This window comes from Streptomyces sp. HB132 (assembly GCF_016909575.1).
Lineage (GTDB): Bacteria > Actinomycetota > Actinomycetes > Streptomycetales > Streptomycetaceae > Streptomyces.
Genome location: NZ_JAFBGA010000006.1, coordinates 13,380 through 37,949, shown reverse-complemented (window position 1 = coordinate 37,949; position 24,570 = coordinate 13,380). Strand labels below are relative to the sequence as shown.

Sequence of the window (24,570 nt, the reverse complement as noted above, 5' to 3'; positions counted from 1 at the left end):
ACGCGCTGATGGCCCCGACCGCCTCCGGCCCGGACGGGCCGGCCGGATCAGTTCGACGAGACGTTGAACCCGTTGGTCGTGAAGTTCAGTCCGCCCGACGACGACGTGATCTCGTAGCCGAACTGGACGTCACCGATGGTCTCGTCGCCCCACCAGCCCTTGGTGTCCTTGATCCACTTCAGGATCGGCAGGATGTTCACGGTGCCGGAGGACGAGTCCGAGGTCCGCAGGAACGAGAAGACCTCGTTGGCGCCGTTACTGCCCTTGTAGACGTCCCAGGTGTGCTCGCCGAGGGTGACACGCCCCTGGGAGGTGCCGAGGGGGCCGACGGCACCGTTGTGGTTCACCCAGAGCATCACCTCGTAGTCGTAGTCCGTGTCCCAGATGTCGTACGACGTGTTGTACGCGCCGGACGACGGAACCGTCACGTTGTAGCCGCTGGTCAGCGACGAGAGCGACGAGAGCGGCTTGTTGACGATCTTCTTGGCGTTCGGGTACGACTTGATGCCGCCGGTGTTCGGGTGGTTCGCCGTCACGCCCCAGTTGCCCGACGAGTTGGCCCAGATGGACTGGGTGCCCGCTCCGGAGCCCCAGATGTTGTTGTAGAGGATGTAGTTGTCGGACGTGGTGTAGTTGCCCCACTGCTCGGACGAGGTCCAGATCGCGGCGTGGGCGGGAGCCGTCGCGAAGCCGATCAGCGCGGCCACGGCTGCCGTGGGGGCCAGCAGCAGCCGGGTCAGGGTGGATCGTGCCATGGGGTGTTCCTTCCATGTGGGGATGGAGGAGTGCTACCGCGGCCCCAGGGTGAGGACGCGGTCCACGCCGGCCGTCAGCTCCAGCGGAGCCGGGTGGTGTCCGGCGGAGGTCTCGGTGAGGGTGAGCCCCTCGCCCGTACGCAGGTCGACGCAGGCATCGCGGGTGGGACGCAGCACGGCGGTGGCACCGTCCGCCGACCACCGCAGGTCCAGGTGCGCGCCGAACCGGGTGCGTACGCCTCGGAGTTCACCGGCCGGATACGCCGCGGGAACGGCGGGCAGCAGAACCAGGCGGCCGGGCGTCGACTGGACGAGCGACTCGATCACGGCAGCCGGCAGGGCGTGGGCGGCGTCCGCGTTGTAGACGTCCCGGGACGGATAGTGCGCGCTCATCAGCGAGTCGTGGAAGAAGTCGCCGCCCAGCACCGCGCCCAGCGCCGCCGACACCCGGGACGGGTCCCGCAGCCGGGCGGCGATCAGGGCCTGGTGCAGATGACCGTGGGCGGAGTCGTTCTCCGAGCCGCGCAGTTCGAGGGCGCGGTGCGCCGCCGAGGCCAGCTCCGGGGTGTCGTACGGATTGATCGCGTCCAGCGGCCACACCGGGTAGAGGTGGCTCAGGTGGCGGTGGTCGTACGTCTCCCGCAGCCCCGGCCACGCCCACTCGGCGAGGGCCCCCTCCTCGTTCACCAGGTAGTCCGGGAGCCGGTCCGCGAGCGAACGCCAGCGGCCGGCCGACGGGTGCCCGGGGGCGTGCGCGGCGGCCGTCGTCAGGGCATGGCGGGCCGCGGCGATGTCCATCGTGGCGTTCACCGTGCCCCAGCTCGCGTTGGCCGGCCGGTTCTCGGGGGAGTACGAGGGGACGACCGCCAGGTTTCCGTCCGGGTCCTCGTGCGTCAGGAAGTCCTCGTAGAACAGCGCCGCTTCGACGAGAGCGCCGGTCAGGGCGGCGCCCGGGGTGCCCGTCGTGACCTCCGCGTGCTCCAGGAGCGGCTGCAGAAGCCAGTCGGCCCCGGCCGTCCACAGATGCAGCGGATAGGCGCGCTGGAAGTGCCGGGTGTGGCCCGACGTGCCGTCCGTGTGGGACGGCGCGACGATGCCCCGGGTTCCGAAGAGCGCGCGGGCGTTGTCACGCCAGTCGGCCAACTGCCCGTGGACCAGCGCCGCGTGCGCCTCGGTGACCTCGGGGAGGGCGGCCGCCGCGGCGGAGGCGACCTGGAGGTTGAGGTTGGCGTTCGTGGTGAAGGCTCCGGACCACGCCGTGTCCCAGTCGCCGGTCCACAGGCCGGTCAGCCGGGGCGGCAGCAGCCCGGAGGAGGAGAGCAGGTGGTAGCGGCCCGCCGCGAAGAGCCGCTCCAGGAGCGCGGGTGACCCCGGCGCGCGCAGCAGCTCGCTACCGGACAGTTCGCGCTCCGGTGCGGCGTTGCGCAGCGTGAAGGAGGTGCGCGTGTACGCCGCCCGGTGCAGCGGCCGGTGGCGGTCCAGCAGCGTGGCGTAGTCCTCGTCCGGTAGAGCCGCCCACAGGTCCCCGAGGTCCGGCCGGCCGGCCGCCCTGACGACCCGGGTCGTCAGGGTGAGGCTCCGTGCCCCCTCGACCCGGACGCCCTCCCCGGCCACCGAGACCGTGCCGCCGTCGACCCGCACCGCGGTGATCCCCGTGTACCCGAGTGCGCTGTCCGGATAGCCCACCCGCAGGGCCAGGCGCGCGCCCCCCGGGGTCAGGACGGTGGAGCGGCCGACCGCCAGGTGCGCGGGCGCTCCGGGCAGGGTGTGGTCCAGGACGACGTCGGCGGTCAGACCGGGGTCGGTGACGTGCTGCACGATCACGTCGTCGGCCCGCGACACGAAGACAGCGCTGCTCCACGCCTCGTACGACGCGCTCACCTCACCCGTCGTGAAGTCGACCTGGCGCCTGTATCCGGCGACCGCGTCGTGCAGCCCCCGGGTGCGGCGCACGCGCGAGCGGAACGCCGGGTGGAAGGGCTGGACCCACACCAGCGGACGCCCCGCGCCGAAGCCCTCGGCCGCCTTCGTGTCGCCGGCCAGGAGAGCGTCCTGGAGGCGGCCCAGCCCGTCGGCGAGCTCCGGCGGCCGAAGGTCCTCGCTGCCGTTCGGCCGGACCAGGGTGTGGTGGTTGACGATCACCCGGTCGTCCGCCGGATCGCCGTACACCATCGCCCCGTGACGGCCGTTGCCGCTGAGGAAGGCATCCTCCCAGCGGGTGGCGGGGCAGGGCTCCCACGTGCCGTCGATCATGCGGAGGCGTCCCTGAGCACGGCCACGCCGTAGCGGTCCAGCTCCACGTCGCCGTCGGCCCCGGCGCCCGTGAGCAGGTCGGTGTACCGGCCCGGCAGCTTCACCAGGGCCGGTGAACGGCCGTGGTTCAGCAGGAAGAGCAGCCCGCCCCGCCGCACCGCCTCGACCCCGGCGGGCAGCCCCTCCAGAACGGGGCGCACGCCCGCCCCGGCCGCCACCCGGCCCAGCACGCCTCGCAGCGCCTCGGGCTCCGGCAGCGTCGAGACGTACCACGCGGTGCCCTTGCGGAGCACCGCCGGAAGCCCGTCCAGCTCGCCGCCCCGATACGCGGCGACCGTCTCCGCGCTGCCGTCCGGTTCCAGCTCCTCCGACCACAGGGTGCCGCGGAAACCGTCGCACTCCACGGTCGCCTCCGCGTCCAGGGGCCACCACTCGTGCACCGTGCGGATGCCGAACATCTCACGCAGCCGGTCGTCCATGCCGCCCGGCCTGATCCGGTCGTCCACGTCCGCGACACCGGTGAAGAACCCGCACACGAGCGTCCCGCCGCCCCGTACGTACGCGACGAGATTGTCGACCGCGGCGTCGGCGAGGAGCTGGAGCTGGGGCACGAGGACCATGCGGTAGGCGCTCAGGTCGGCCTCGGGACGGGCGAACTCGGTGCCGATCCCGCTCTCCCACAGCCCTCGGTGCCAGGCCTGGACCAGCTCGGTGTACGAGACGAGGGAGGACGGCCGGCCGGCCTGCGTGCTCGACCACCACGCGTCCCAGTCGTGCAGCACGGCGACCTCGACCGGTACCTCGGTCCCGCTCACCTCGGCTGCGATCAGGGCGAGCTCGGCGCCGATGCGCTTGACCTCGCGGAAGGTGCGGCCGTGCTCACCGGCGTGGCCCAGCATCCCGGAGTGGAACTTCTCCGCCCCCTGCCGGGACTGCCGCCACTGGAAGTAGCAGAGGGCGTCCGCGCCTCTGGCCACCGCCTGAAGCGACCAGAGCCGGTTGAGGCCCTCCGGCTTGGGGTGGTTGACGCCGCGCCAGTTGACCGTACCGGCGGCCTGCTCCATCACCATCCACGGCCCGCGCGCCTGCGAACGGGTCATGTCGGCGAGCATCGCGTTGTACTGGCCGCCCCGAGGGTCCGCCGGATCCGGGTAGACGTCGACGGAGACGATGTCCTCCTGCTCCGCCCAGGCCCAGGCGTCCTGCCCCGACCACAGCGGCATGAAGTTGGTCGTCACCGGGATGTGCGGGGTGTGCCGGGCGACGATGTCCCGCTCGGCGACGTAACACTCCATCAGGGCGTCGGAGGTGAAGCGCTTGAAGTCCAGCTCCTGCGCGGGATTGCGCATGTACTGCGCCCGGCGCGGCGGCAGGATCTCCGCCCAGCCGTCATAGCGCTGACTCCAGAACGCCGTACCCCAGGCGTCGTTGAGCGCGTCCAGGGTGGTGTACCGCGAGGTCAGCCAGCGGCGGAAGTGGGCGGCGGTCTCGTCGCACCAGCAGTGCGTGCAGTACTCGTTGTTGATGTGCCACACGGTGAGCGCCGGATGGTCCGCGTACCGCGCGGCGAGGTCCTCGGTGAGGGCCGCGGCGTAGCGCCGGTAGACCGGGGAGCTCGGGCAGAAGTGCTGCCGGGAACCGTAGTTGACGAGCGCTCCGTCCTCGGTGCGCGGCAGCGTCTCCGGGTGCAGGGCGCCCATCCACGGGGGCGGTGACGATGTCGGTGTGGCGAGGACGACCCCGATCGCGTTGTCCGCCATGAGGTCCAGCAGCCGGTCCATCCAGCCGAACTCCCTCGCGCCAGGGCGTGGTTCGATCGCCGCCCAGGAGAACACCCCGACGGTGACGGAGTTGACCCCGGCCTCCTTCATCAGCCGGACGTCATCGGCCCACACCTCCTCGGGCCACTGCTCGGGGTTGTAGTCGCCTCCGAAGAGGATCCGGCCACGGGTGGCGTCGTGCAGGGACGGCATGGACTTCTCGTTCCTCTACTGGGGATCTGCGTACTGGATGCCGCGGCCGTTGGTGCCCAGGTAGACACGGCCGTGGACGCGGGGGTCGCCGGTGATGACCTCGCCGGTCCACCCCCACCGGTGGGCGTCGTCGTTGATGCGGACCCAGGTCGCGCCCGCGTCGTCCGAACGGAGCACGGCCACGCCGTCGTACGTCGCGGGGACCCGCCCGGTCTGGAAGACCGCCGGGTAGCCGGCCCGCCCCTTCGACGGGGCGGACTTCCCGAAGCCGAGGGCGTGCGAGGCGTGGCAGCCCGACAACGGCGTGAACGTGCGGCCGCCGTCCGTCGACCGGAGCAGCCCGTCGTCCTTGGCGGAGAGCCACAGGTCACCGGAGCGCCCCGGAGCCGCGGCGATGCGGAACTGCACGTCGCCGGAGGGAAGTCCGGTGGCTCCCACGGTGAAGGTCCGGCCCCCGTCCGTGGAGAGGAGGACCGAGCCCGCGTCGGTGTCGTACACGTAGAAGCGTTTCGGATCGAGCGGGTCGGCGACCGGTGTGCCGCCCTTCGGGAACGACGCGACCTCGGCCCATGAGGCGCCGCCGTCCGTGGAACGGTGTGCCGCGTACTTCGTGCCGTCCCAGTGGACGAACGACCACAGCAGCGTCGCCCCGTCGGCGGAGACCGCCACCGGGCCGGGAGCCGAGGGGGCGATCGCGGGCTGGGAGGCGAAGGGCTGCCAACTCACCCCGCCGTCACGGGAGTACGCACCGGCCGAGTCGGAGCCCGACGGCCAGCCCGTCCGCACGACGTACGACGGCTTCAGGGTGGCCAGGGCGAGTCCGGTCGCCGTGCCGAACACGGGGTCCGACGCCATGCCGCGCGACGGGGACGCGCTCAGGGAGTCGTGGCGCATGACCCCGATGTCCCCGAGCCCGCTGAGCAGCCGGGCGCCCGAAGGGGGCGCGATCAGCTGGCGGACCGCCGACTCCTCCAGACCTCGGATCTCCGGGGCCCAGTGCACCAGGTCACGCGTCCCGAAGACGGTCGCGCCGGTGCCGTACAGGATGTGCCGCGAGTCGTACGGGTCCAGCGCGACGGCCTGTATCCACCAGCCGAACTTGGCCTCCCCGCCCCACTTGAGATACGGGGTCTCCGACACGTCCAGCACAGCCGTGTCCTTGAGCGAGGTCCAGCTCGTCCCGCCGTCCGTGGACCGGAACAGGGTGTCCACCGGCCCCCAACGGTTGTTCGTGGACACCACGACCGTGCCCGGGCGTGCCGCGTCGACGGCCACCCCGCCGTACCCGAACGTGTCACCGTCGCCCGGAGCGACCGGAGTGACGTCGGTCCAGGTTCCGGTCACCGTGTCGAGGCGGTGCACCGAGCCGTCGGTCTGATTGTTCGGGCCCGGCCCGTCCGCGTAACTCACGTACAGCGCACGGCTGCCCGCGTCGTACGCCGCGCGGACGGGAACCCTCGTCGATGCTCCTGCCGCAGGCTGCCCGGGGACGGCCTCCCAGCCGCCGGTGGCGTTCGTACGGTAGAGAGCGGTGGTGCCGTCTCCCCAGCCCGCGTACACCGTCCGTCCGGCCGCCACCAGCAGGGTGACGCCCTGGCCGCCCGCCGACGCCGTGGCGGGAAAGGCGGTGTCGGCGGCCCAGGTGGCCCCCCGGTCCTCGGAGCGAAGCAGCCCGTCGTGGCGTGTGCCGAGCCAGAGGGTCTCGCTGTCGCGGGGATCGACCAGGAGCCGTTCGCCGCAGCCCCGGCCGTCCTCGTTGGCCCCGAGCCGCACGGTCAGATCCGTACGCGCCCAGGTCGCCCCGCGGTCGTCGGACCGCAGGACCGCTCCCGGGGACGCCCACTCCTGCGCGTAGGTGCCGAGTGCCAGGTACAGCCGGTCCGGGTGCGCGGGGTCGACCGCCATCGCCTCGACGCCCAGCAGATTCCAGTCGTCCCAGCCGATGTGGTCGGTGAGGGCGGTCCACCGGGACCGTCGGTCGTCCCACCGGTAGGCGCCCCCGATGTCCGTGCGGGCGTAGACGAGACCGCGCACGGCCGGATGGAACAGGAGGCCCGTCACGAAGCCCGTCCCGCCGATGGCCGCGGTGCGCCAGCGGTACGGCTCGGACTTCGCCGGCCGCCGGGCGGCCGCGGCGGCCCCCGCCGCCGGAAGCACGGACGCCGAGGCCGCGACCACCGCCGCACCGGCCAGTACGGTCCGGCGCCGGGGGCGCGAGGCGGGTTCCGGCTGGGGGACGGACGAAGCGCGCATGACGGGGACCCTCCGGTGGGGGAGTGCGGGACGTGCGGGACGGGTGGGGCGGTTCAGCCCTTGACGGCGCCGGTGAGCATGCCTTCCTTGAAGTGCTTCTGGACGAAAGGCGACAGGAACGCGACCGGGATGAGCGCCAGCACCATGACCGCCATCTGGACGGCGAGCAGCGACAGGTGGCCGGTGTTGATGACCTGCGTCAGGCCGGTGGGCCGCTCCTGCTTCAGGACCAGCTGGTTCATCACGTTCTGCAGCGGCAGCATGTCCGGGTCGCTGATGTAGATGGACGCGTTGAACCAGGCGCTCCAGTAGCCCACCGCGTAGAACAGCGTGATCACGGCGATCACCGCGCGGGACAGCGGCATGACGATCTGCCACAGGATGCGGAAGTCGCCCGCGCCGTCGATACGCGCGCTCTCGATGAGCTCCTGCGCCGTGCTCATGAAGAACGCCCGAAGGACCAGGATGTTGAAGACGTTCAGCGCGCTCGGGAGGATCAGCGCCAGATAGGAGTCCGTGAGACCGAGGCCCTGCACCACCAGATAGGTCGGGATCAGTCCCGCGCCGAAGAACATCGTGGCCAGCATGAAGATCAGCAGCGGGCGGTGCAGCACGGAACCGGTACGCGAGAGTCCGTAGGCGCACAGGACCGAGACGGTCATGCTGAACAGGGTCCCGACCACGGTCACGCAGATGCTGATGAGAGCCGCGCGGGTGACCTGGCCGCCGCCCAGCAGCTCCTGGTAGGCGACGAAGGTGACACCGCGCGGGATCACCACCAGACCGCCGGCCTCGGTGATGGTCTTCACCGACGACAGACTGGTGACGATCACGACCCAGAGCGGGAAGAGGACGGCCAGGCAGATCAGGACCATCACCACACCCTTGGAGGCGAGGCCGGCCTTCGACGGCTCCTCCTCCCACACGGGACGCAGGCGGCCACGGGTTCCCGGCTTCACACCGCCCAAGCCGGTCAGGCCGGAGAGCAGGCTGCTCACTTCTTGTACACCCCCTGCTCACCCATGAGATGGGCGACCTTGTTGGCCCCGAGGACCAGCAGCAGACCGAAGATTCCCTTGATGATCCCGACGGCCGCCGCGTAGCTGAACCCGCCGTTGGTGATGCCGACGTTCCAGACGTAGGTGTCCAGCACCTCCGACGCCCCCGGGCCGACCGCCGTGCGCTGGAGCAGGATCTGCTCGAAGCCGACGGTCAGCGCGTTGCCCACCTGGAGCACGAGCAGCAGGGCGACGACGGGACGCAGGGCGGGCAGGGTGATGTGCCACATCCGGCGCCACCGGTTCGCGCCGTCCATGGCGCTCGCCTCGTAGAGGTCGGGACTCACCGCCGCGAGGGCGGCGAGGAAGACGATGACGCCCCAGCCGGCGTCCTTCCAGATCATCTCGAAGGTGATCAGGAACTTGAACAGCCCGGGGTCGGTCATCAGGTCGAAGCCCTCGTGACCGTTCTCCCGCAGCGTCTGCGCGATGAGCCCGGCGCCTCCGAACATCTGCTGGAACACGGTGACGACCAGGACCCAGGAGAAGAAGTGCGGCAGGTAGAGGATCGCCTGCGCCACCGCCCGGACCCGGGGCCGCACGAAGCTGTTGATGAACAGCGCGAGCAGGATCGGCACCGGGAAGAACAGCGTCAGCTGCAGGAGGAAGATCGCCAGCGTGTTCCGCAGCGCCGACCAGAACAGCCGGTCGTTCACCATCTGCTGGAACCACTCGAACCCGACCCACGGGCTCTGCGCGATCGCCTGGAACGCGTTGTCGGCGATGTACGGGTCGTAGTCCTGGAACGCCACGACGTTCCCCGCCAGGGGGACGTACGCGAAGACCAGCAGCAGGATCATCGCCGGCAGCGTCATCAGGATCAGCGTGCGGTCCCGGCGCAGCCGGTGACGCAGCGGCATTTCCTTGGTGACGGGCCGGTCACCGGCCGCCGCCCTCGTCTTGACCGGCGGCGTCCGTGAATCCTGCGCGCGCCGGTCGTCTGTGCTCAGTGACATGTCAGGAGGCCGACTCACCGGTCTCGTCGAGCAGCTTCTTGTACCAGTCGCGAAGCTTGTCCCCGCCCTTGGTCTTCCAGTCGGAGACGGCCTGCTGCATGTCGCCGACCTTCTTGCGGCCGCGCACGATGTCCTTCTCGATGTCCTCGAACTGTGCGTTGAGCTCGGTGAAGCGGGTCGGCTCCTGGATCTGCATGCCGTGGAACAGGGGCTTCTTGAGGTGCGCGCCCTGACGCTGCTGCCACTCGATGACACCCTTGGCGACGTCCGGGAAGTCCGGGTAGGCGCGGAAGGGAGCCGGGGAGGCCACGTACTCGTAGGTGGCGAAGACCTGGTTGTTTCCCTGCTCCGTCTTGACGAGGACGCCGTCCTTGAGGGTGTGGTGCGTGCCCTCCAGGCCGTAGGCCTTCAGGCGCTGCTCCTTGGTCCCGTACGGAGCGGCCGTGTAGTTCGCGAGGGCGAGGACGTCCTGGACGGTCTTCTTGTCGGCGTTCTTGTTGACGAAGCACCAGATGTTGGAGGGCGACGCCTCGTAGATGACCGGGTCACCGCCGGCGGCGGCGAAGAAGTCCATCGCCCCCATCCGGAACTCCGGCTTGTCGAGGCGCTGGACGGCGGTCGCGGCGTACCAGTCGGAGATGTCCGCGTTGTACATGAGGACGTTCCCCGAGGAGAACGTGGTCCGCATGTCACCCGTCTCGGCCTTGGCATCCGGGTGCACGAAGCCCGCCGAGTACAGCGAGCGCGACCACTCCAGCGCCTCCAGGTACTCGTCGGTCTCGTAGCGGTTGACCAGCTTGCCGTCGACGAGCTTCCAGTAGTACGGCTTCTCCGGCAGCACCCCGAAGAAGACGAACGCCGACCACGTCATGTCGCTGCACGCCCACACCTTGCTCTTCGGGGCGTTGATCTCCTTGCAGAGGTCGTAGAACTCCTGCGTGGTGGTCGGGACCTCGTACCCCTTCTCCTCGAAGATGTCCGCACGGTAGAAGGGCGTGATGTTCGGGGTCGCCTCGGCGGGCATGGGGAGACCGCGCAGCTTGCCGGCGAATACCGCACGCTGCCAGGCGCCGGTCGGAATGGCCGCCAGGTTCGGGTAGTCCTTGACCTTGTCACCCGACAGGTAGGGGCCGAGGTCGGCGAACTTGTTGGCGATGGCGCTCGGTATCTTGCCGCCCAGTTCCCAGCCGGGGACGACGACCGCGTCGGGGATGTCGCTGGAGGCGAGCACCGCGCCGAGCTTCTGGCCGTAGACGTTGCCGTCCTGGTTCTGCCACTTGACCGTGACACCGGCTGCCTCGTCCATCGCCTTCCAGTACGGGTTCCCCTGACCCGGCGACGTGCCCCACAGCGGTGCCATGACCCGCAGCTCGCTGCCCTGGCCCAGCTTCTTCGGCACGGACACTGCGAGCTTGTCGGCCGGGAGCGCGGTGGTGAAGCCGGCCGCGGAACCGTTCTTGCTCGGGATGTCCGGGGTGACCGCCTCGGAGGGCACGTAGGACGGAAGGATGTCCTTCAGCTTCTTGCCCGTGGTCGTGCCCTCGTTCTTCGCACCGCCGGAACCGCCGCCGCAGGCGGCGAGGAGCGGCATCCCCCCGCCCACGGCTGCCGCGACGACCACGGAAGAGGCGAGGAATCGTCTCCGGCTGGGAGCAGAGGGGGAGTTCGGCGTCATTGCGTCAACCCTTCGTGGTGCAACAGGACGGCCCGCGGCGGCGACTGCCGCTCGGCCCTGTGTCTGAGGTAGGGGGCGTTACCGGCCGAGCCGGTGGAACTGCACCGGCTGAGCTGAAGCGGTCAACGGGCTGCCTCGTCGAAGCGCTTCGATGTTGCAGCGACATTAAGTGAAGGGTCTCGGCCGCACAAGAGTTCGTTTCGAGATTCCTCCGACCTGTTTCCGAACCGTTTCCCGGGGCGACGCGACTTCGATACGTCCACATGAACCTCTTTGCGGCGGTAGCACCCTTGACACCTGCGGGGTGGGGCGCAGAGCATCGAAGCGCTTCGAAAGATCTTTCCCCGAGCGTCGAACGGTCTTTCGGAGCCGACAGACCGGAAAACCTCCCACCTCTCCAAGGGGCCCCGCACGTGACGGACCATCCGCTTCCCTTCCGCGACCCGCAGCTGTCCTTCTCCCGGCGCACCGACGACCTGCTCGGACGGCTCACGCTCGACGAGCGGATCGCGATGCTGCACCAGTTCGCCCCCGCGGTGGAGCGGCTCGGGCTGGGTCCGTTCCGTACCGGACAGGAGGCCCTGCACGGGGTCGCCTGGATGGGCCCCGCCACCGTCTTCCCGCAGGCCGTCGGCCTCGGCGCCACCTGGAACGACGACCTGGTCCGCCGCGTCGGCGAGGCCGTCGGCAACGAGGTGCGGGCCAAGCGCGCCCAGGACGACCGTGTCGGGCTCAACGTCTGGGCGCCGACGGTGAATCTGCTGCGCCATCCGCTGTGGGGCCGAGGCGAGGAGGGGTACTCCGAGGACCCGGCACTCACCTCCGCCATCGCCGTCGCCTACACCCGGGGACTGCGCGGGGACGACCCGCACTACTGGCGCACCGCACCCGTGCTCAAACACTGGCTCGCGCACAACAACGAGACCGACCGGGACACCGCCTCCTCCTCGGTCCGCCCGCGCGTCCTGCACGAGTACGACCTGCGGGCCTTCCGCGACGCGGTGCGGGCCGGGGCCGTGGCCGGTGTCATGCCCGCCTACAACCTCGTCAACGGGCGTCCCAACCACGTCTCGCCCCTCCTGGAACAGCATCTGAGGAGTTGGACCGACCAGCCGCTCGTCGTGTGCTCGGACGCCGGAGCGCCCTCCAACCTGGTCGACTCCGAGCACTACTTCGACACCCACGAGGAGGCCACCGCGGCCGCCCTGAAGGCGGGCGTCGACAGCTTCACCGACCACGGCACGGACTCCACGGTCATGACCGGACGCATCCGTGACGCACTGGCCAAGGGGCTCCTCGACGAGAGCGACATCGACACGGCGGTCCGCCGGCTGCTCGCCATGCGCTTCGCGCTCGGCGAGTTCGACCCGGAACTCGACCCGTACGCCCAGGTGGACGACCTGGACACCGAAGAGCACCGCGCGCTGGCGCTGGAGGCCGCCGAGCAGGCCGTGGTCCTGCTCAAGAACGAGGGACTGCTGCCCCTCGTGCCGGAGAAGGGCCGCACCGTGGCGGTCGTCGGACTCCTGGCGGACGCCTGCAAGCTCGACTGGTACAGCGGCACGCTCATGCACCGCTCGACGCCGCTCGACGGGATCCGCGAGCGTTACGGCGCCGAGAACGTCCTCCACGCCGAGGGCGTGGACCGGGTGCGGTTGAAGACCTCCGGCGGCTGGCTCCGGGTGCCCGCGGGCGACGGGGCGACGGACGGGGAGGCACGAGGCGCGGAAGGCGCCCTCGACCCCGCGCTCCTCGCCGGCCGTACCGACCTGCCCCCGCTGACCTGCGGCGACGAGGCCACCGAACTCGCCCTCGTCGACTGGGGAGACGGTGTTCTCACCCTGCGCACGGACGCAGGGCTGTACCTCTCCGTCGCCGACGACGGATACGTCAGGGCCTCCGCGGACGAGCCGGGCGGCTGGGTCGTCCAGGAGACGTTCCGCATGGAAGCGGTCGAGGGGCACGACGGAGGGCACCGCCTTCTGCACATCGGGACCGGTGGGTACGTCTCTGTCGCCGCCGACGGTGCGAAGGTTGCCGTGTCCGGCGAGAAGATTTCCCAGGACGACGCCACGGTCTTCGAGTTCGACACCGTCGAGCACGGCGCGGACGCCGTGGCCCGGGTCGCCGCGGCCGCCGACACCGTGATCGTCGTCGCGGGCAACGACCCCCACATCAACGGCCGCGAGACCGAGGACCGCACCACACTCGCCCTCCCCGCCCAGCAGGACCGACTGTGGCGCGCCGCGCACGCCGCCAACCCGCGCACCGTCCTCGTCCTGGCCGCGGCCTACCCGTACGCGGTGACGGACGCGGCGGAGGGGCTGCCCGCCCTGCTCTGGACGGCGCACGGCGGCCAGGCCGCGGGTACGGCTCTCGCACGCGTACTCGCCGGTGACGTGTCCCCGGCCGGGCGCCTGCCGCAGACCTGGTACGCGAGCGACGACGATCTGCCCGGCCTGTTCGACTACGACGTCATCGGCTCCCGGCAGACGTACCTCTATTTCCGCGGCACCCCGCTCTTCCCGTTCGGACACGGTCTCGGATACACCGACTTCACCTACTCCGAACTGCGGACGGAGCTGGACGGCGAGCTGCTGCGGGTGTCGCTGACCGTCACCAACGACGGGGCCACCCCCGCCGACGAGGTGGCCCAGGTCTACGTCCGCCGTGCCGGTCCCGTGGGTGCGGCCCGGCCGTCCCCCAAGGGCCTGGGACGCCTGCTGGGAAGCCTGGACGATCCCATGGACCTGCCGCTGCGCAAGCTGGTCGCCCACCGCCGGGTGCACCTCGCGCCCGGAGCGCATGAACGCCTCGACTTCACCGTGTCCCGGGAGGAGCTGGGGCACTGGAGCGTGGCGCACGGCCGGTGTACCGTCGAGCCGGGCGCGTACGAGATCCTCGCGGGCGCCTCCAGCGCGGACGTCCGGCTCACCGCCACGGAGGTCGTCGACGTCGAGGCGCAAGGCCCCAGGCCGGTGGTGGCACGAGGTCTGGAGGCCGTCGACTACGACCGGCAGACGGGCACGGTGATCCTCGACCGCACGAAGACCGAAGGTGATGTCGTCGCCGCCGCCTCCGCGGGGGAGGAGGGCCATCTCTTCTACCGGGCGTGTGACTTCGGCGAGGGCGTGGACGGACTGGCGTTCCTGTACTCGGGAGAGGGGACCATCGCCGTGAGCGCGGCCGGGTCCATCCTCCAGCTGCCGGACACCGGCGACCCGTACACCTACCGCACCGTGGAGGCCGCGGTCGACCTCCGTGGAGTGCACCTCGAGCTGGGTATCAGCCTCTCGGGCTCCGTGCGCCTCGCCCGCATCGACGTCATCCCCCGTAAGGAGTCCGCATGAGGTTCACCGACGGCTTCTGGCTCATGCGTGAGGGCGTCCGGGCCTCCTACGCCACCGAGGTCCGTGACCTGAGGGTCGAGGACCACCGGTTCACCGCGTACGCCGCGGTCAAGCGTGTCGCCGCACGCGGGGACACGCTCAACACCCCCCTGATCACGGTCGAATGCTTCTCCCCGGCGGAAGGCGTCATCGGCGTCCGCACCACCCACCATGCGGGGAAGGCCCACCGCGGGCCCGACTTCGCGCTGTCGGCCGACGAAGCCACGGCCCCCTCGGGCACCACCCGCCGGGACGGAGCGGCGACCGAACTCACCAGCGGGCCACTGACGTTGCGGATGGACGGTGACGGGCCCTGGGGCATCACCTTCCTCGACGGCGACGGGAAGCGCCTCACCCGGGTGGACCCGAAGGGGACGTCGTTCGCGACCACACCCGACGGCGTCCACCACATGATCGCCCAACTCGCCCTGGACGTCGGCGAGAACATCTACGGCCTCGGTGAACGCTTCACCCCTTATGTCAAGAACGGCCAGACCGTCGACATCTGGCAGGCCGACGGCGGTACGAGCAGCGAGCTGGCCTACAAGAACATCCCGTTCTACCTGTCCTCGCGTGGCTACGGCGTCTTCGTCAACCACCCCGGCAAGGTCTCCTTCGAGGTCGGCTCCGAGTCCGTCGGCCAGGTGCAGTTCAGCGTCGAGGACCAGTCGCTCGAGTACTACGTCGTCGCCGGTCCGACGCCGAAGGACGTGCTGTCGCGCTACACGGCCCTGACCGGGCGGCCCGCGCTGCCGCCGGCATGGTCGTTCGGCCTCTGGCTGACCACCTCCTTCTGCACGTCCTACGACGAGGAGACCGTCACCTCGTTCGTCGACGGCATGGCGGAGCGCGGTATCCCGCTCAGCGTCTTCCACTTCGACTGCTTCTGGATGCGCGAGTACCAGTGGTCGGACTTCCTCTGGGACCCCGAGGTCTTTCCCGACCCGGAGGGGATGCTGGCCCGCCTCAAGGAGCGCGGACTGCGCATCAGCATGTGGATCAACCCTTACATCGCCCAGAAGTCCGCGCTGTTCGCGGAGGGCGCCGAACACGGCTACCTGGTGCGCCGCGCCAACGGCGACATCTGGCAGTGGGACCTGTGGCAGCCGGGCATGGCACTGGTCGACTTCACCAACCCGGCAGCCAGGGTCTGGTACAACGACAAGCTGCGGGCGCTGCTCGATCAGGGCGTCGACTGCTTCAAGACGGACTTCGGCGAGCGCGTCCCGACGGACGTCGTCTGGCACGACGGCTCCGACCCCGAGCGGATGCACAACTACTACGCGCAGATCTACAACCGCACCGTCTTCGAGCTGCTGGAGCGGGAGCGGGGCGCGGGGGAGGCGGTGCTGTTCGCCCGGTCGGCGACGGCGGGAGGCCAGCAGTTCCCGGTGCACTGGGGCGGTGACTGCTTCGCCTCGTTCACGGCGATGGCCGAGTCCCTGCGCGGTGGGCTGTCACTGAGCCTGTCCGGCTTCGGCTTCTGGAGCCACGACATCGGCGGCTTCGAGGGCACCCCAGACCCGGCGGTCTTCAAGCGCTGGCTCGCCTTCGGCCTCCTCTCCTCGCACAGTCGGCTCCACGGCAACGTCTCCTACCGCGTGCCGTGGGAGTTCGGCGAGGAAGCCGTCGACGTGGCACGGAAGTTCACCCTGCTCAAGCACCGGCTCATGCCCTACCTCTACGGAGTGGCCGCAGAGGCGCACCGTACGGGCGTCCCGATGATGCGGCCCATGCTCGCGGAGTTCCCCGGTGACCCCGCCTCCCGCACCCTGGACCGGCAGTACATGCTCGGCCCGGACCTGCTGGTCGCCCCGGTCTTCACGGAGGACGGCGAGGTCGAGTACTACGTCCCCGAGGGCACCTGGACCTCGCTGCTCACCGGCGAGCGTGTCACCGGCCCCGCCTGGCGGCACGAGACGCACGGCTTCGACAGCCTGCCCCTGCTGGTCAGGGACGGCGCCGTGCTTCCGTGGGGCGCCGACGACCAGCGCCCCGACGGGGACTGGCTGGACGGCCTCACCCTGCGGGTCTTCGGCTCCGGCACGGGTGGCACCACGGTCACCGTCCCGGACCTCGCCGGCGACCCGGCGGCGGTGTTCCGCGTCGTACGGGACGGCGCCGGTGTGCGCGTCACGGCCGAGAGCACGGAGCGGCCCTACCGCGTGACCGTCGAGGAGACCGGGGCCGCGGGGGAGGGGACGGGGACGGTCTCAGCCCGCTGATCCTCCGGCCACGGCGGTCGGACGTCACGGTGGCCCGGTGCGAACGCACCGGGCCACCGTGACGCGGTTCGACCGCTCGGCGCTGTACCCGTCCCGTGACTACGTCCCCCGCCGGGGACGGTGGCCCTCGCCTGCCGCACGCTTGGCCGTCCCGCCGGTCGACCGCCTCGCCACGCTGCCGGCCTTCCTCGCAGCGGGTTTCGACGAAGGTGCCTTCTTGACGGCGGCCTTCCTGCCCGAAGTTCCCTCGGCAGGCCCGTCCGACGCGGTGGTGGCCCTGGCCGCCGACCTCTCACCCCGGGCACTCTTCCGGGCGTCACCGGTCCTGCTCCGTTTCGTGGAGCCGTGTTCGGGGGCTCTGCTCCGGCGGCGGGCGGGCGGACGCCCTTGTTCCTCCGCCTCGTCGCCGAGTTCCTCCCCGACGTCGTCCCGGACGTCCTCGATCGCGTCCGCACCGCTGCGGCCCACGTCCGCGACGGCGGCCCCCGCTCCCTCGCCCACGCCCTGCACCGCCGAACCCGTGCTCTCGCCGACGGACTCGACCGCGTCCCCCGCGGCTCGCCCGACATCGCTCACGGCCGCACCGGCACCCTCTCCCAGTTGTCCCACGGCTCTTCCGGCGCCGGACCCGACGTTCTCGACGGCAGCACCCGCGCCGCGCGTCAGCTGCTCGAGGATCTGGGGATTGCGGTCCACCGTGGCCAGCAGCCGGGTGACGATGGCGGCGATGTGGTGGAGCCGCACCTTGAGCTGTGCCTGTACATCCACACCCTCGATGTCCAGCTTGACCCGCCCGAGCCGCACGTCCGCCCCGACGTTCAGCTTGAGGAGGTCCAGGACCTCCGCCTGCAGGGAGACGTGGGCCTCGAGATCTTCGACCTCCAGGTCCAGTTCGTCCACATGGAGTGCGGGAACATCCAGAAAGACATCCGAGGGACCCACCCCCGACCCGTGGTCCTGCGGGAGCGCGCTCCCGTCAGCGTCCAGGTCCTGGCGTTCGCGGTCGGCGCCGTCTGCGCTGGGCATGATGCGTACACATCCTTGCTGACCCTCCGGGGCAACTTCACGTCCAAGTGTCGACCGGTCGAAACCATCGCGCAATCGCCCGGCCGATACGCCCCCGCGGCGACGCGCAGGGCCGTCGGCGCCGCCGTGGAGCGGCAGCGGTCGCGGGCGTCGCACTCCGCCGTCGTGCTCCTCAAGATTGCTGATCTCTGCCGGCAGGAGCGACGCGACTCCCCTCCTCGACCGGTTGCGGAACCGGTACGCGCAGAGTTGCGACGGAGACCGGGAGCACGAGTGGGGCATGACGACCGCCACGCTCGACGATCTGGCCGGACGCTCGAGATCTATCTGGAGGAGACGGGCCGGGAGAACACGTCGGTGGTGGTCCCGGCCCTCCGGGCGTACGTCCGACGACCGACGGCTCTCGGGCCGGAGCGGGCGGGGCGGACCTACCGGAACGGTGTGAATACCCTCCGTGACGCGGCTGTCGGCGGCCTCGGTGCCGGTGGCCCCGGAGTGCCCCCACGGGATCCGAGGCCTCTCCCGGCGGCGCCGCAACCGTCCGCTCGACCGCATCGGCCCGCCCGGAGCAAGGGGAATCCCTGGCCGGACCGCCTTCGGGGCGCATTCCCGCGTGTGACCGGGCGTCCCAGTGAGTCACATCACCCAGAGTGAATATCTCGGCATACATCTCGCCGGAACGGAAAGGGTCCCAGACTGCTGGTGCCGAATCCCGGTACACCGGCGCGTATGTGCTCGGCCGGACCGGTGCGGAGCAATCAGGCACGGAAGGCAGATCACCACATGTCGGCTCCCCGCTCGTCGGCCCACCCCCCGGCCACCCTGGAAACCCTCCACATCGACGGTACCTGGCAGGCTGCCGTGTCCGGCGCCACCCGCGAGATCCTCGACCCCGCCGACGCCTCCGTCCTGGCCCTCGTCTCCGAGGGCGGCACCGAGGACACCGACGCGGCGGTGGCCGCCGCCCGCCGCGCCTTCGACGACGGCCCCTGGCCCCACCGGCCCGTCGCCGAGCGCGCCGATCTGCTGCGCAGGGTCGCCGGCCTCCTCCAGCGGGACCGCGAGGAGATCGCGATCACCGAGAGCCGCGACACCGGCAAGACCCTGGAGGAGGGCCGCGTCGACGTCGACGACGTGACCAATGCCTTCCGCTACTTCGCCGACCTCGTCATGAACGAGAGCGGCGGCCGGGTCGTCGACGCGGGGGACCCGGACGTGCACAGTGTCGTCGTGCACGAGCCGGTCGGCGTCTGCGCACTGATCGCCCCGTGGAACTACCCGCTGCTCCAGGCCAGCTGGAAGATCGCCCCCGCCCTCGCCGCGGGCAACACCTTCGTGCTCAAGCCCAGCGAGGTCACCCCGCTCTCCACCGTCCACCTGATCCGGCTGCTCGCCGAGGCCGGACTGCCCGACGGCGCCGCCAACCTCGTCACCGGCGCGGGCGACCCGGTCGGCGCCCGGCTCTCCGAACACCCGGACGTCGACCTCGTGTCCTTCACCGGCGGCCTCGCCAGTGGCACGAAGGTCGCCCGGGCCGCGGCGCCCACGGTCAAGAAGGTCGCCCTGGAGCTCGGCGGCAAGAACCCCAACGTCGTGTTCGCCGACGCGTGCGCCACCGACGAGGGCTTCGACACCACCGTCGACCAGGCACTGAACGCCGCGTTCTTCCACAGCGGCCAGGTCTGTTCCGCCGGGGCCCGTCTCATCATCGAGGAGTCGGTCCGCGACCGGTTCGTCACCGAACTCGCCCGTCGCGCCGACGCGATCCGGCTCGGCCGGGGCACCGTCGACGGGGTCGAATGCGGCCCGCTCGTCTCCGCCCAGCAGCTCGCCAAGGTCGAGGCGTACGTGGCATCCGCACGCGAGGAGGGCGCGGTCGTCCGCTCCGGCGGAGCGCGCCCCGAGCCGTCCGACATCCGCCCGGCAGACGGCTACTTCTACCGGCCGACCGTCCTGGACGGCTGCCACCGAGGGATGAAGGTCGTCCGCGAGGAGACCTTCGGCCCGATCCTCACCGTCGAGACCTTCCGCACGGAGGAAGAGGCCGTCACCCTGGCCAACGACACCGACTACGGTCTCGCCGGCGCCGTATGGACCACCGACGCGGGCCGCGCCCGGCGCGTCGCGGGCCGGCTGCGGCACGGCACCGTCTGGATCAACGACTACCACCCCTACCTCCCGCAGGCCGAGTGGGGCGGCTTCGGCAAGTCCGGCACCGGCCGCGAGCTCGGCCCCACCGGTCTCGCCGAGTACCGCGAGTCCAAGCACATCTATCAGAACCTCAACCCGCGCCCCCAGCGCTGGTTCGCCGGCTGAGCGCAACCGACCGACTCCGCCCGGCTGTTCGCAGCACCACGTACACGCAAGAACCTTGCAGAAGGAGCAGTGACCGATGCCACCGTCCTCCAGCACCGCACGTCCCGAACCCGTCGACTACGTGATCGTCGGAGGCGGTACGGCCGGTTCGGTCATCGCCTCCCGCCTCACCGAGGACCCCGACGTCACCGTCACCGTCATCGAGGGCGGACCCACCGACATCGACCGTGAGGACGTCCTCACCCTCCGCCGCTGGCTCGGTCTCCTCGGCGGCGACCTCGACTACGACTACCCCACCACCGAACAGCCCCGCGGCAACTCCCACATCCGGCACAGCCGCGCCCGCGTACTCGGTGGCTGTTCCTCGCACAACACGCTGATCAGCTTCAAGCCGCTGCCCGGCGACTGGGACGAGTGGGCCGAGGCCGGGGCCGAAGGCTGGGACGCCGCCGCGATGGACCCCTACTTCGCCCGGCTGCGCAACAACATCGTGCCCGTCGACGAGAAGGACCGGAACGCCATCGCCCGCGACTTCGTCGAGGCCGCGCAGGCCGCCGCCGAGGTCCCCCGGGTGGAAAGCTTCAACCAGCAGCCGTTCCACGAGGGCGTCGGCTTCTTCGACCTGGCCTACCACCCGGAGAACAACAAGCGCTCCTCCGCGTCGGTCGCCTATCTGCACCCGCACATCGAGGCCGGTGACCGCCCCAACCTCTCGATCCTGCTGGAGACGTGGGCGTACCGCCTGGAGTTCGACGGCGACCGCGCCACCGGGGTGCACGTACGGGACAAGGACGGCGTGGAGACGTTCGTGCGTGCCAGGCGGGAGGTGATCGTCTGCGCGGGCGCGGTGGACACCCCCCGGCTGCTCATGCACTCCGGCATCGGACCGGCGGAGGACCTCACCCGGCTCGGCATCCCCGTCCTCCACGACGCCCCCGGCGTCGGCGAGAACCTGCTCGACCACCCCGAGTCGGTCATCGTCTGGGAGACCGACGGGCCCATCCCGGAGAACTCCGCCATGGACTCCGACGCGGGCCTCTTCGTGCGCCGCGACCCCGGATCCAGGGGCCCCGACCTGATGTTCCACTTCTACCAGATCCCCTTCACCGACAACCCGGAGCGCCTGGGCTACGAGAAGCCCGAGCACGGTGTGTCGATGACCCCGAACATCCCCAAGCCGCGCAGCCGCGGCCGGCTCCACCTCACCAGCGCCGACCCCGAGGTCAAGCCGGCCCTGGACTTCCGCTACTTCACCGACGAGGACGACTACGACGGCCGCACCCTGGTCGACGGCATCAAGCTCGCACGCGAGATAGCGAAGACCGAACCCCTGGCCCACTGGCTCAAGCGCGAGGTGTGCCCCGGGCCCGAGGTCACGTCCGACGAGGACATCAGCGAGTACGCCCGCAAGGTCGCGCACACCGTCTACCACCCGGCCGGAACCTGCCGGATGGGCGCCGAGGGCGACCCGGAGGCCGTCGTCGACCCGCAGTTGCGGATCCAGGGCCTGAAGGGCATCCGGATCGCCGACGCGTCCGTCTTCCCGACCATGCCCGCCGTGAACCCCATGATCGGCGTCCTGATGGTGGGCGAGAAGTGCGCCGAACTGCTCCGTGCGACCCCGACCACCGGAGGCGATGTCCGATGAGTGAAGCCGGTACCCCTGTGTTCAGCGTCCGGAACCTCTGGAAGGTCTTCGGGCCGAAGGCCGACCGCGTCCCCGGAAGCGAGTACGCCGACCTGCCGCCCGCCGAACTGCGCGAGCGCACCGGCTGCACCGCCGCCGTGCGTGACGTCTCCTTCGACGTCAACAAGGGCGAGGTCTTCGTCGTCATGGGCTTGTCGGGCTCGGGCAAGTCCACCCTCGTACGCTGCCTGACCCGGCTCATCGAACCCACCAGCGGCACCCTCGCGATCGACGGCGAGGACGTCCTGGCCATGGACACCAACCGGCTGCGCGAACTGCGCCGCCACCGCGCCGCGATGGTCTTCCAGCACTTCGGGCTGCTGCCGCACCGCACCGTGCTCGACAACGTCGCCTACGGCCTGGAGATCCAGGGCCTCGGCAAGGCCGAACGGCGCGCCAAGGCCGCCGAACTGGTCGAGAAGGTCGGCCTCGCCGGGCTCGAGGACCGCCGCCCCTCGCAGCTCTCCGGCGGCCAGCAGCAGCGTGTCGGGCTGGCCCGCGCCCTCGCCGTCGACCCGTCCGTCCTCCTCTTCGACGAACCGTTCAGCGCACTCGACCCGCTGATCCGGCGCGAGATGCAGGACGAGGTGGTCCGGCTGCACCGCGAGGAGGGCCGCACCATGGTCTTCATCACCCACGACCTCAGCGAGGCGCTCCGCCTGGGCACCCGCATCGCGCTGATGCGCGACGGAGGCATCGTCCAGCTGGGCACCCCGGAGGAGATCGTCGGCTCGCCCGCCGACGACTACGTACGCGAGTTCGTCCGCGACGTACCGCGCGAACAGGTCCTCACCGTCGCCACCGCCATGCGTCCGCCGACCGTCGGCGAGGGCGAGAGCGGCCCCGCCCTGCGCCCCGGCGCCACCGTCTCCGAAGCCATCGAGGCCGTCGCCCGATCCGGCGAGCCGGTCGCGCGGGTGACCGAGGACGGCAGGCTGCTCGGAGTCGTCGACCACGCGTGCCTGCTCGACGTCGTCGCCGGGGCCGGCGGGGGCCCGGGAGCCCGTGAGGTGACCGTCTGATGGCCACCGCCCAAGCCACCACCCGCACCGCGTCCGGCCCCCCGGGGAGCGGCCCGCTCGCCGCCCTGCGCGGCCGCCCCGCCCTCGGCAAGATCCTTCTGCTGCTGGTGATCGCCGCCGTCGCCGTACCCCTCGCACACGCCCGCTGGGGCGGCGGGGTCTGGCCCGGCGCACTGACCGTCGACCTGAGCGGACCGCTCGGCGAGGTCAACGACTGGATCATCGGCAACCGCGACAGCCACCCGCTGTTCCTCTACTTCTTCGGCCACATCAGCAACGCCGTCGTCCTGTCGGTGCGCGGCGTCTACCTGGCGCTGCTGGCACTCGGCTGGGCCGGAGTCACCGCCGTCGCAGCGCTCGTCGCCTGGCGGACCGCCGGATGGCGCCTGGCACTGACTGCCGGCCTCTCCTTCCTCTTCTGCGGGCTGCTCGGCATGTGGGTGCCGACCATGCAGACCCTGGCCCTGATGGTCGTCGCGGTCCTCGCCTCCGTGGTCCTCGGCCTGCTCCTCGGACTCGCCGCGGGCCTCTCGGACCGTACGTTCCGGGTCCTGCGCCCCGTCCTGGACACCATGCAGGTGCTGCCCGCCTTCGCCTACCTGCTGCCCGTCGTGCTGGTCTTCGGCATCGGCGTGCCCGGTGCGGTCCTCGCGACGGTCGTCTACGCGGCTCCGCCGATGGCCCGGCTCACCGCACTCGGACTGCGCGGCGCCGACGCCGGCGTCATGGAGGCCGTCGCCTCGCTGGGTGCGACCGGACGCCAGCGCCTGCTGAGCGCGCGCCTCCCGCTGGCCCGCAAGGAGCTGCTCCTCGGCCTCAACCAGACCATCATGATGGCGCTGTCCATGGCGGTCATCGCCTCCGTCATCGGCGCCGGCGGTCTCGGCGACCGTGTCTACCAGGCGCTCTCCTCCGTCGACGTCGGCGCCGCGCTCGCCGCGGGCATCCCCATCGTGCTGCTGGCCGTCGTCCTGGACCGTACGACCGAGGCGGCAGGCCGGCGGATCGGCACGGAACCCACCGGTCCCGCCGCCCTGCGCGGGTCGCGCGGCTGGGGGCTCGCCGCCCTGATCGCCGCGGCGGTCGCCGTCGTGGGCCGCTTCACCGGCGGACGGATCTGGCCCGAGGGCGGCGTCGTCCCCATCGCGGAACCGGTCAACACCGCCAAGGACTGGATGGTCGACCACCTCTACACCGGCATCCCCGTCATCGGGGGAACCGCCGACTGGGCCGCCCACTTCACCAGCTGGATCCTCAACCCGCTCCGCGACGGACTGCAGGGACTGCCCTGGTGGGCCGTCCTGCTGATCGTCGCCGCCCTCGCCTGGACCATCGGCACCTGGCGCACCGCGCTCACCGCCGTGCTGGCCATGGCCGCCATCGGTGTCCTCGGCGTCTGGGACCTGTCGATGGACACGCTCAGCCAGGTCATCGCCGCCGTCGCCGTCACCCTGGTCCTGGGCTTCGGCATCGCCGTAGGCGCGGCGCGCAGCCGGCGCCTCGAACGGCTGCTGCGCCCCGTCCTGGACGTCTTCCAGACGATGCCGCAGTTCGTCTACCTCATCCCGGTCGTCGCCCTGTTCGGCGTGGGCCGCGCCCCCGCCGCGGCGGCGGCGGTCGTCTACGCGCTGCCCGCCGTCGTCCGCATCACCACCCAGGGCCTGCGGGGCGTCGACCCCGCCGCGATGGAGTGCGCCCGCTCGCTCGGCGCCACCAGCGGCCAGCGACTGCGCCAGGTCCAGATCCCGCTGGCCAGGCCCGCGCTGCTGCTCGCCGTGAACCAAGGCGTCGTCCTGGTCCTCGCGGTCGTCATCATCGGCGGACTCGTCGGCTCCGGCGCGCTCGGCTACGAGGTCGTGTTCGGGCTCGCCCAGGGCGACCTGGCCACCGGTCTCGTCGCGGGCGCCGCCATCGTCTGCCTGGGACTGATGCTGGACCGCGTCACCCAGCCCACCGCCCGCCGCCAGCGGAAGGAGAGCTGA

General features: G+C 71.1%; 14 protein-coding genes. 6 read left to right on the top strand and 8 right to left on the bottom strand.

What is annotated here, in order from left to right; translation table 11 throughout:
- Nucleotides 1–47: 47 nt before the first annotated feature.
- The 7 genes from JOC24_RS15605 to JOC24_RS15575 are packed head-to-tail and all read right to left on the bottom strand — an operon-like array spanning nt 48 to nt 10,923.
- Nucleotides 48–755 (bottom strand): GH12 family glycosyl hydrolase domain-containing protein, encoded by a 708-nt coding sequence (locus tag JOC24_RS15605; RefSeq protein ID WP_205020895.1) that lies wholly within the window; start codon nt 753–755, stop codon nt 48–50.
- Between the two features lie 33 nt (nt 756–788).
- Nucleotides 789–3,008, bottom strand: coding sequence for a glycosyl hydrolase family 95 catalytic domain-containing protein (locus JOC24_RS15600; RefSeq protein WP_205020894.1), 2,220 nt, complete (start codon nt 3,006–3,008; stop codon nt 789–791).
- Nucleotides 3,005–4,981, bottom strand: a complete 1,977-nt coding sequence (locus tag JOC24_RS15595) for a beta-galactosidase (RefSeq protein ID WP_205020893.1) — start codon at nt 4,979–4,981, stop codon at nt 3,005–3,007. Before JOC24_RS15595 ends, JOC24_RS15600 begins: the two co-directional genes overlap by 4 nt.
- A gap of 15 nt (nt 4,982–4,996) precedes the next feature.
- Nucleotides 4,997–7,234, bottom strand: a complete 2,238-nt coding sequence (locus JOC24_RS15590) for a sialidase family protein (protein ID WP_205020892.1) — start codon at nt 7,232–7,234, stop codon at nt 4,997–4,999.
- A 53-nt stretch (nt 7,235–7,287) separates the two neighbouring features.
- The gene (locus tag JOC24_RS15585; RefSeq protein WP_239580536.1) at nt 7,288–8,223 is read right to left on the bottom strand and encodes a carbohydrate ABC transporter permease; all 936 of its coding nucleotides are present in this window, start codon (nt 8,221–8,223) and stop codon (nt 7,288–7,290) included.
- 5 nt (nt 8,224–8,228) lie between these two features.
- Nucleotides 8,229–9,248 carry an ABC transporter permease gene (locus JOC24_RS15580; protein ID WP_205020891.1) on the bottom strand — a complete coding sequence of 340 codons (1,020 nt, stop codon included), beginning with the start codon at nt 9,246–9,248 and terminating at the stop codon, nt 8,229–8,231.
- A 1-nt stretch (nt 9,249) separates the two neighbouring features.
- Nucleotides 9,250–10,923: an extracellular solute-binding protein gene (locus JOC24_RS15575; RefSeq protein ID WP_205020890.1), complete on the bottom strand. Its 1,674-nt coding sequence runs from the start codon at nt 10,921–10,923 to the stop codon at nt 9,250–9,252.
- A gap of 413 nt (nt 10,924–11,336) precedes the next feature.
- Between JOC24_RS15575 and JOC24_RS15570 the strand changes: the two genes are divergently transcribed.
- Together JOC24_RS15570 and yicI are read left to right on the top strand one after the other, a co-directional pair.
- Nucleotides 11,337–14,273, top strand: coding sequence for a glycoside hydrolase family 3 C-terminal domain-containing protein (locus JOC24_RS15570; RefSeq protein WP_205020889.1), 2,937 nt, complete (start codon nt 11,337–11,339; stop codon nt 14,271–14,273).
- Complete coding sequence (gene yicI / locus JOC24_RS15565; protein ID WP_205020888.1) at nt 14,270–16,537, top strand: alpha-xylosidase; 2,268 nt, start codon at nt 14,270–14,272, stop codon at nt 16,535–16,537. Before JOC24_RS15570 ends, yicI begins: the two co-directional genes overlap by 4 nt.
- A gap of 99 nt (nt 16,538–16,636) precedes the next feature.
- Here yicI and JOC24_RS15560 read toward each other — a convergent pair whose 3' ends face one another.
- Nucleotides 16,637–17,563 (bottom strand): hypothetical protein, encoded by a 927-nt coding sequence (locus JOC24_RS15560; protein WP_205020887.1) that lies wholly within the window; start codon nt 17,561–17,563, stop codon nt 16,637–16,639.
- 783 nt (nt 17,564–18,346) lie between these two features.
- On the opposite strand from JOC24_RS15560, the gene JOC24_RS15555 reads away from it, so the two are divergent.
- From JOC24_RS15555 to JOC24_RS15540, 4 genes are all read left to right on the top strand, one after another.
- Entirely contained in the window at nt 18,347–19,879 is a 1,533-nt protein-coding gene (locus tag JOC24_RS15555; RefSeq protein ID WP_205020886.1) for an aldehyde dehydrogenase family protein, read from the top strand.
- A gap of 76 nt (nt 19,880–19,955) precedes the next feature.
- Entirely contained in the window at nt 19,956–21,527 is a 1,572-nt protein-coding gene (locus JOC24_RS15550; RefSeq protein ID WP_205020885.1) for a GMC family oxidoreductase, read from the top strand.
- Nucleotides 21,524–22,588, top strand: coding sequence for a quaternary amine ABC transporter ATP-binding protein (locus tag JOC24_RS15545; protein ID WP_205020884.1), 1,065 nt, complete (start codon nt 21,524–21,526; stop codon nt 22,586–22,588). Before JOC24_RS15550 ends, JOC24_RS15545 begins: the two co-directional genes overlap by 4 nt.
- Nucleotides 22,588–24,570, top strand: coding sequence for an ABC transporter permease (locus JOC24_RS15540; protein WP_205020883.1), 1,983 nt, complete (start codon nt 22,588–22,590; stop codon nt 24,568–24,570). The genes JOC24_RS15545 and JOC24_RS15540 overlap by 1 nt, the downstream gene beginning before the upstream one ends.

What these genes read in the sequence shown, in the direction of transcription:
- JOC24_RS15595 (WP_205020893.1), bottom strand. Translation starts at nt 4,981, where the DNA reads ATGCCGTCCCTGCACGACGCCACCCGTGGCCGGATCCTCTTCGGAGGC.
- JOC24_RS15550 (WP_205020885.1), top strand. Translation starts at nt 19,956, where the DNA reads ATGCCACCGTCCTCCAGCACCGCACGTCCCGAACCCGTCGACTACGTG.
- JOC24_RS15560 (WP_205020887.1), bottom strand. Translation starts at nt 17,563, where the DNA reads ATGCCCAGCGCAGACGGCGCCGACCGCGAACGCCAGGACCTGGACGCT.
- JOC24_RS15555 (WP_205020886.1), top strand. Translation starts at nt 18,347, where the DNA reads ATGTCGGCTCCCCGCTCGTCGGCCCACCCCCCGGCCACCCTGGAAACC.
- JOC24_RS15580 (WP_205020891.1), bottom strand. Translation starts at nt 9,248, where the DNA reads ATGTCACTGAGCACAGACGACCGGCGCGCGCAGGATTCACGGACGCCG.
- JOC24_RS15590 (WP_205020892.1), bottom strand. Translation starts at nt 7,234, where the DNA reads ATGCGCGCTTCGTCCGTCCCCCAGCCGGAACCCGCCTCGCGCCCCCGG.
- yicI (WP_205020888.1), top strand. Translation starts at nt 14,270, where the DNA reads ATGAGGTTCACCGACGGCTTCTGGCTCATGCGTGAGGGCGTCCGGGCC.
- JOC24_RS15540 (WP_205020883.1), top strand. Translation starts at nt 22,588, where the DNA reads ATGGCCACCGCCCAAGCCACCACCCGCACCGCGTCCGGCCCCCCGGGG.
- JOC24_RS15575 (WP_205020890.1), bottom strand. Translation starts at nt 10,923, where the DNA reads ATGACGCCGAACTCCCCCTCTGCTCCCAGCCGGAGACGATTCCTCGCC.
- JOC24_RS15605 (WP_205020895.1), bottom strand. Translation starts at nt 755, where the DNA reads ATGGCACGATCCACCCTGACCCGGCTGCTGCTGGCCCCCACGGCAGCC.
- JOC24_RS15600 (WP_205020894.1), bottom strand. Translation starts at nt 3,008, where the DNA reads ATGATCGACGGCACGTGGGAGCCCTGCCCCGCCACCCGCTGGGAGGAT.
- JOC24_RS15545 (WP_205020884.1), top strand. Translation starts at nt 21,524, where the DNA reads ATGAGTGAAGCCGGTACCCCTGTGTTCAGCGTCCGGAACCTCTGGAAG.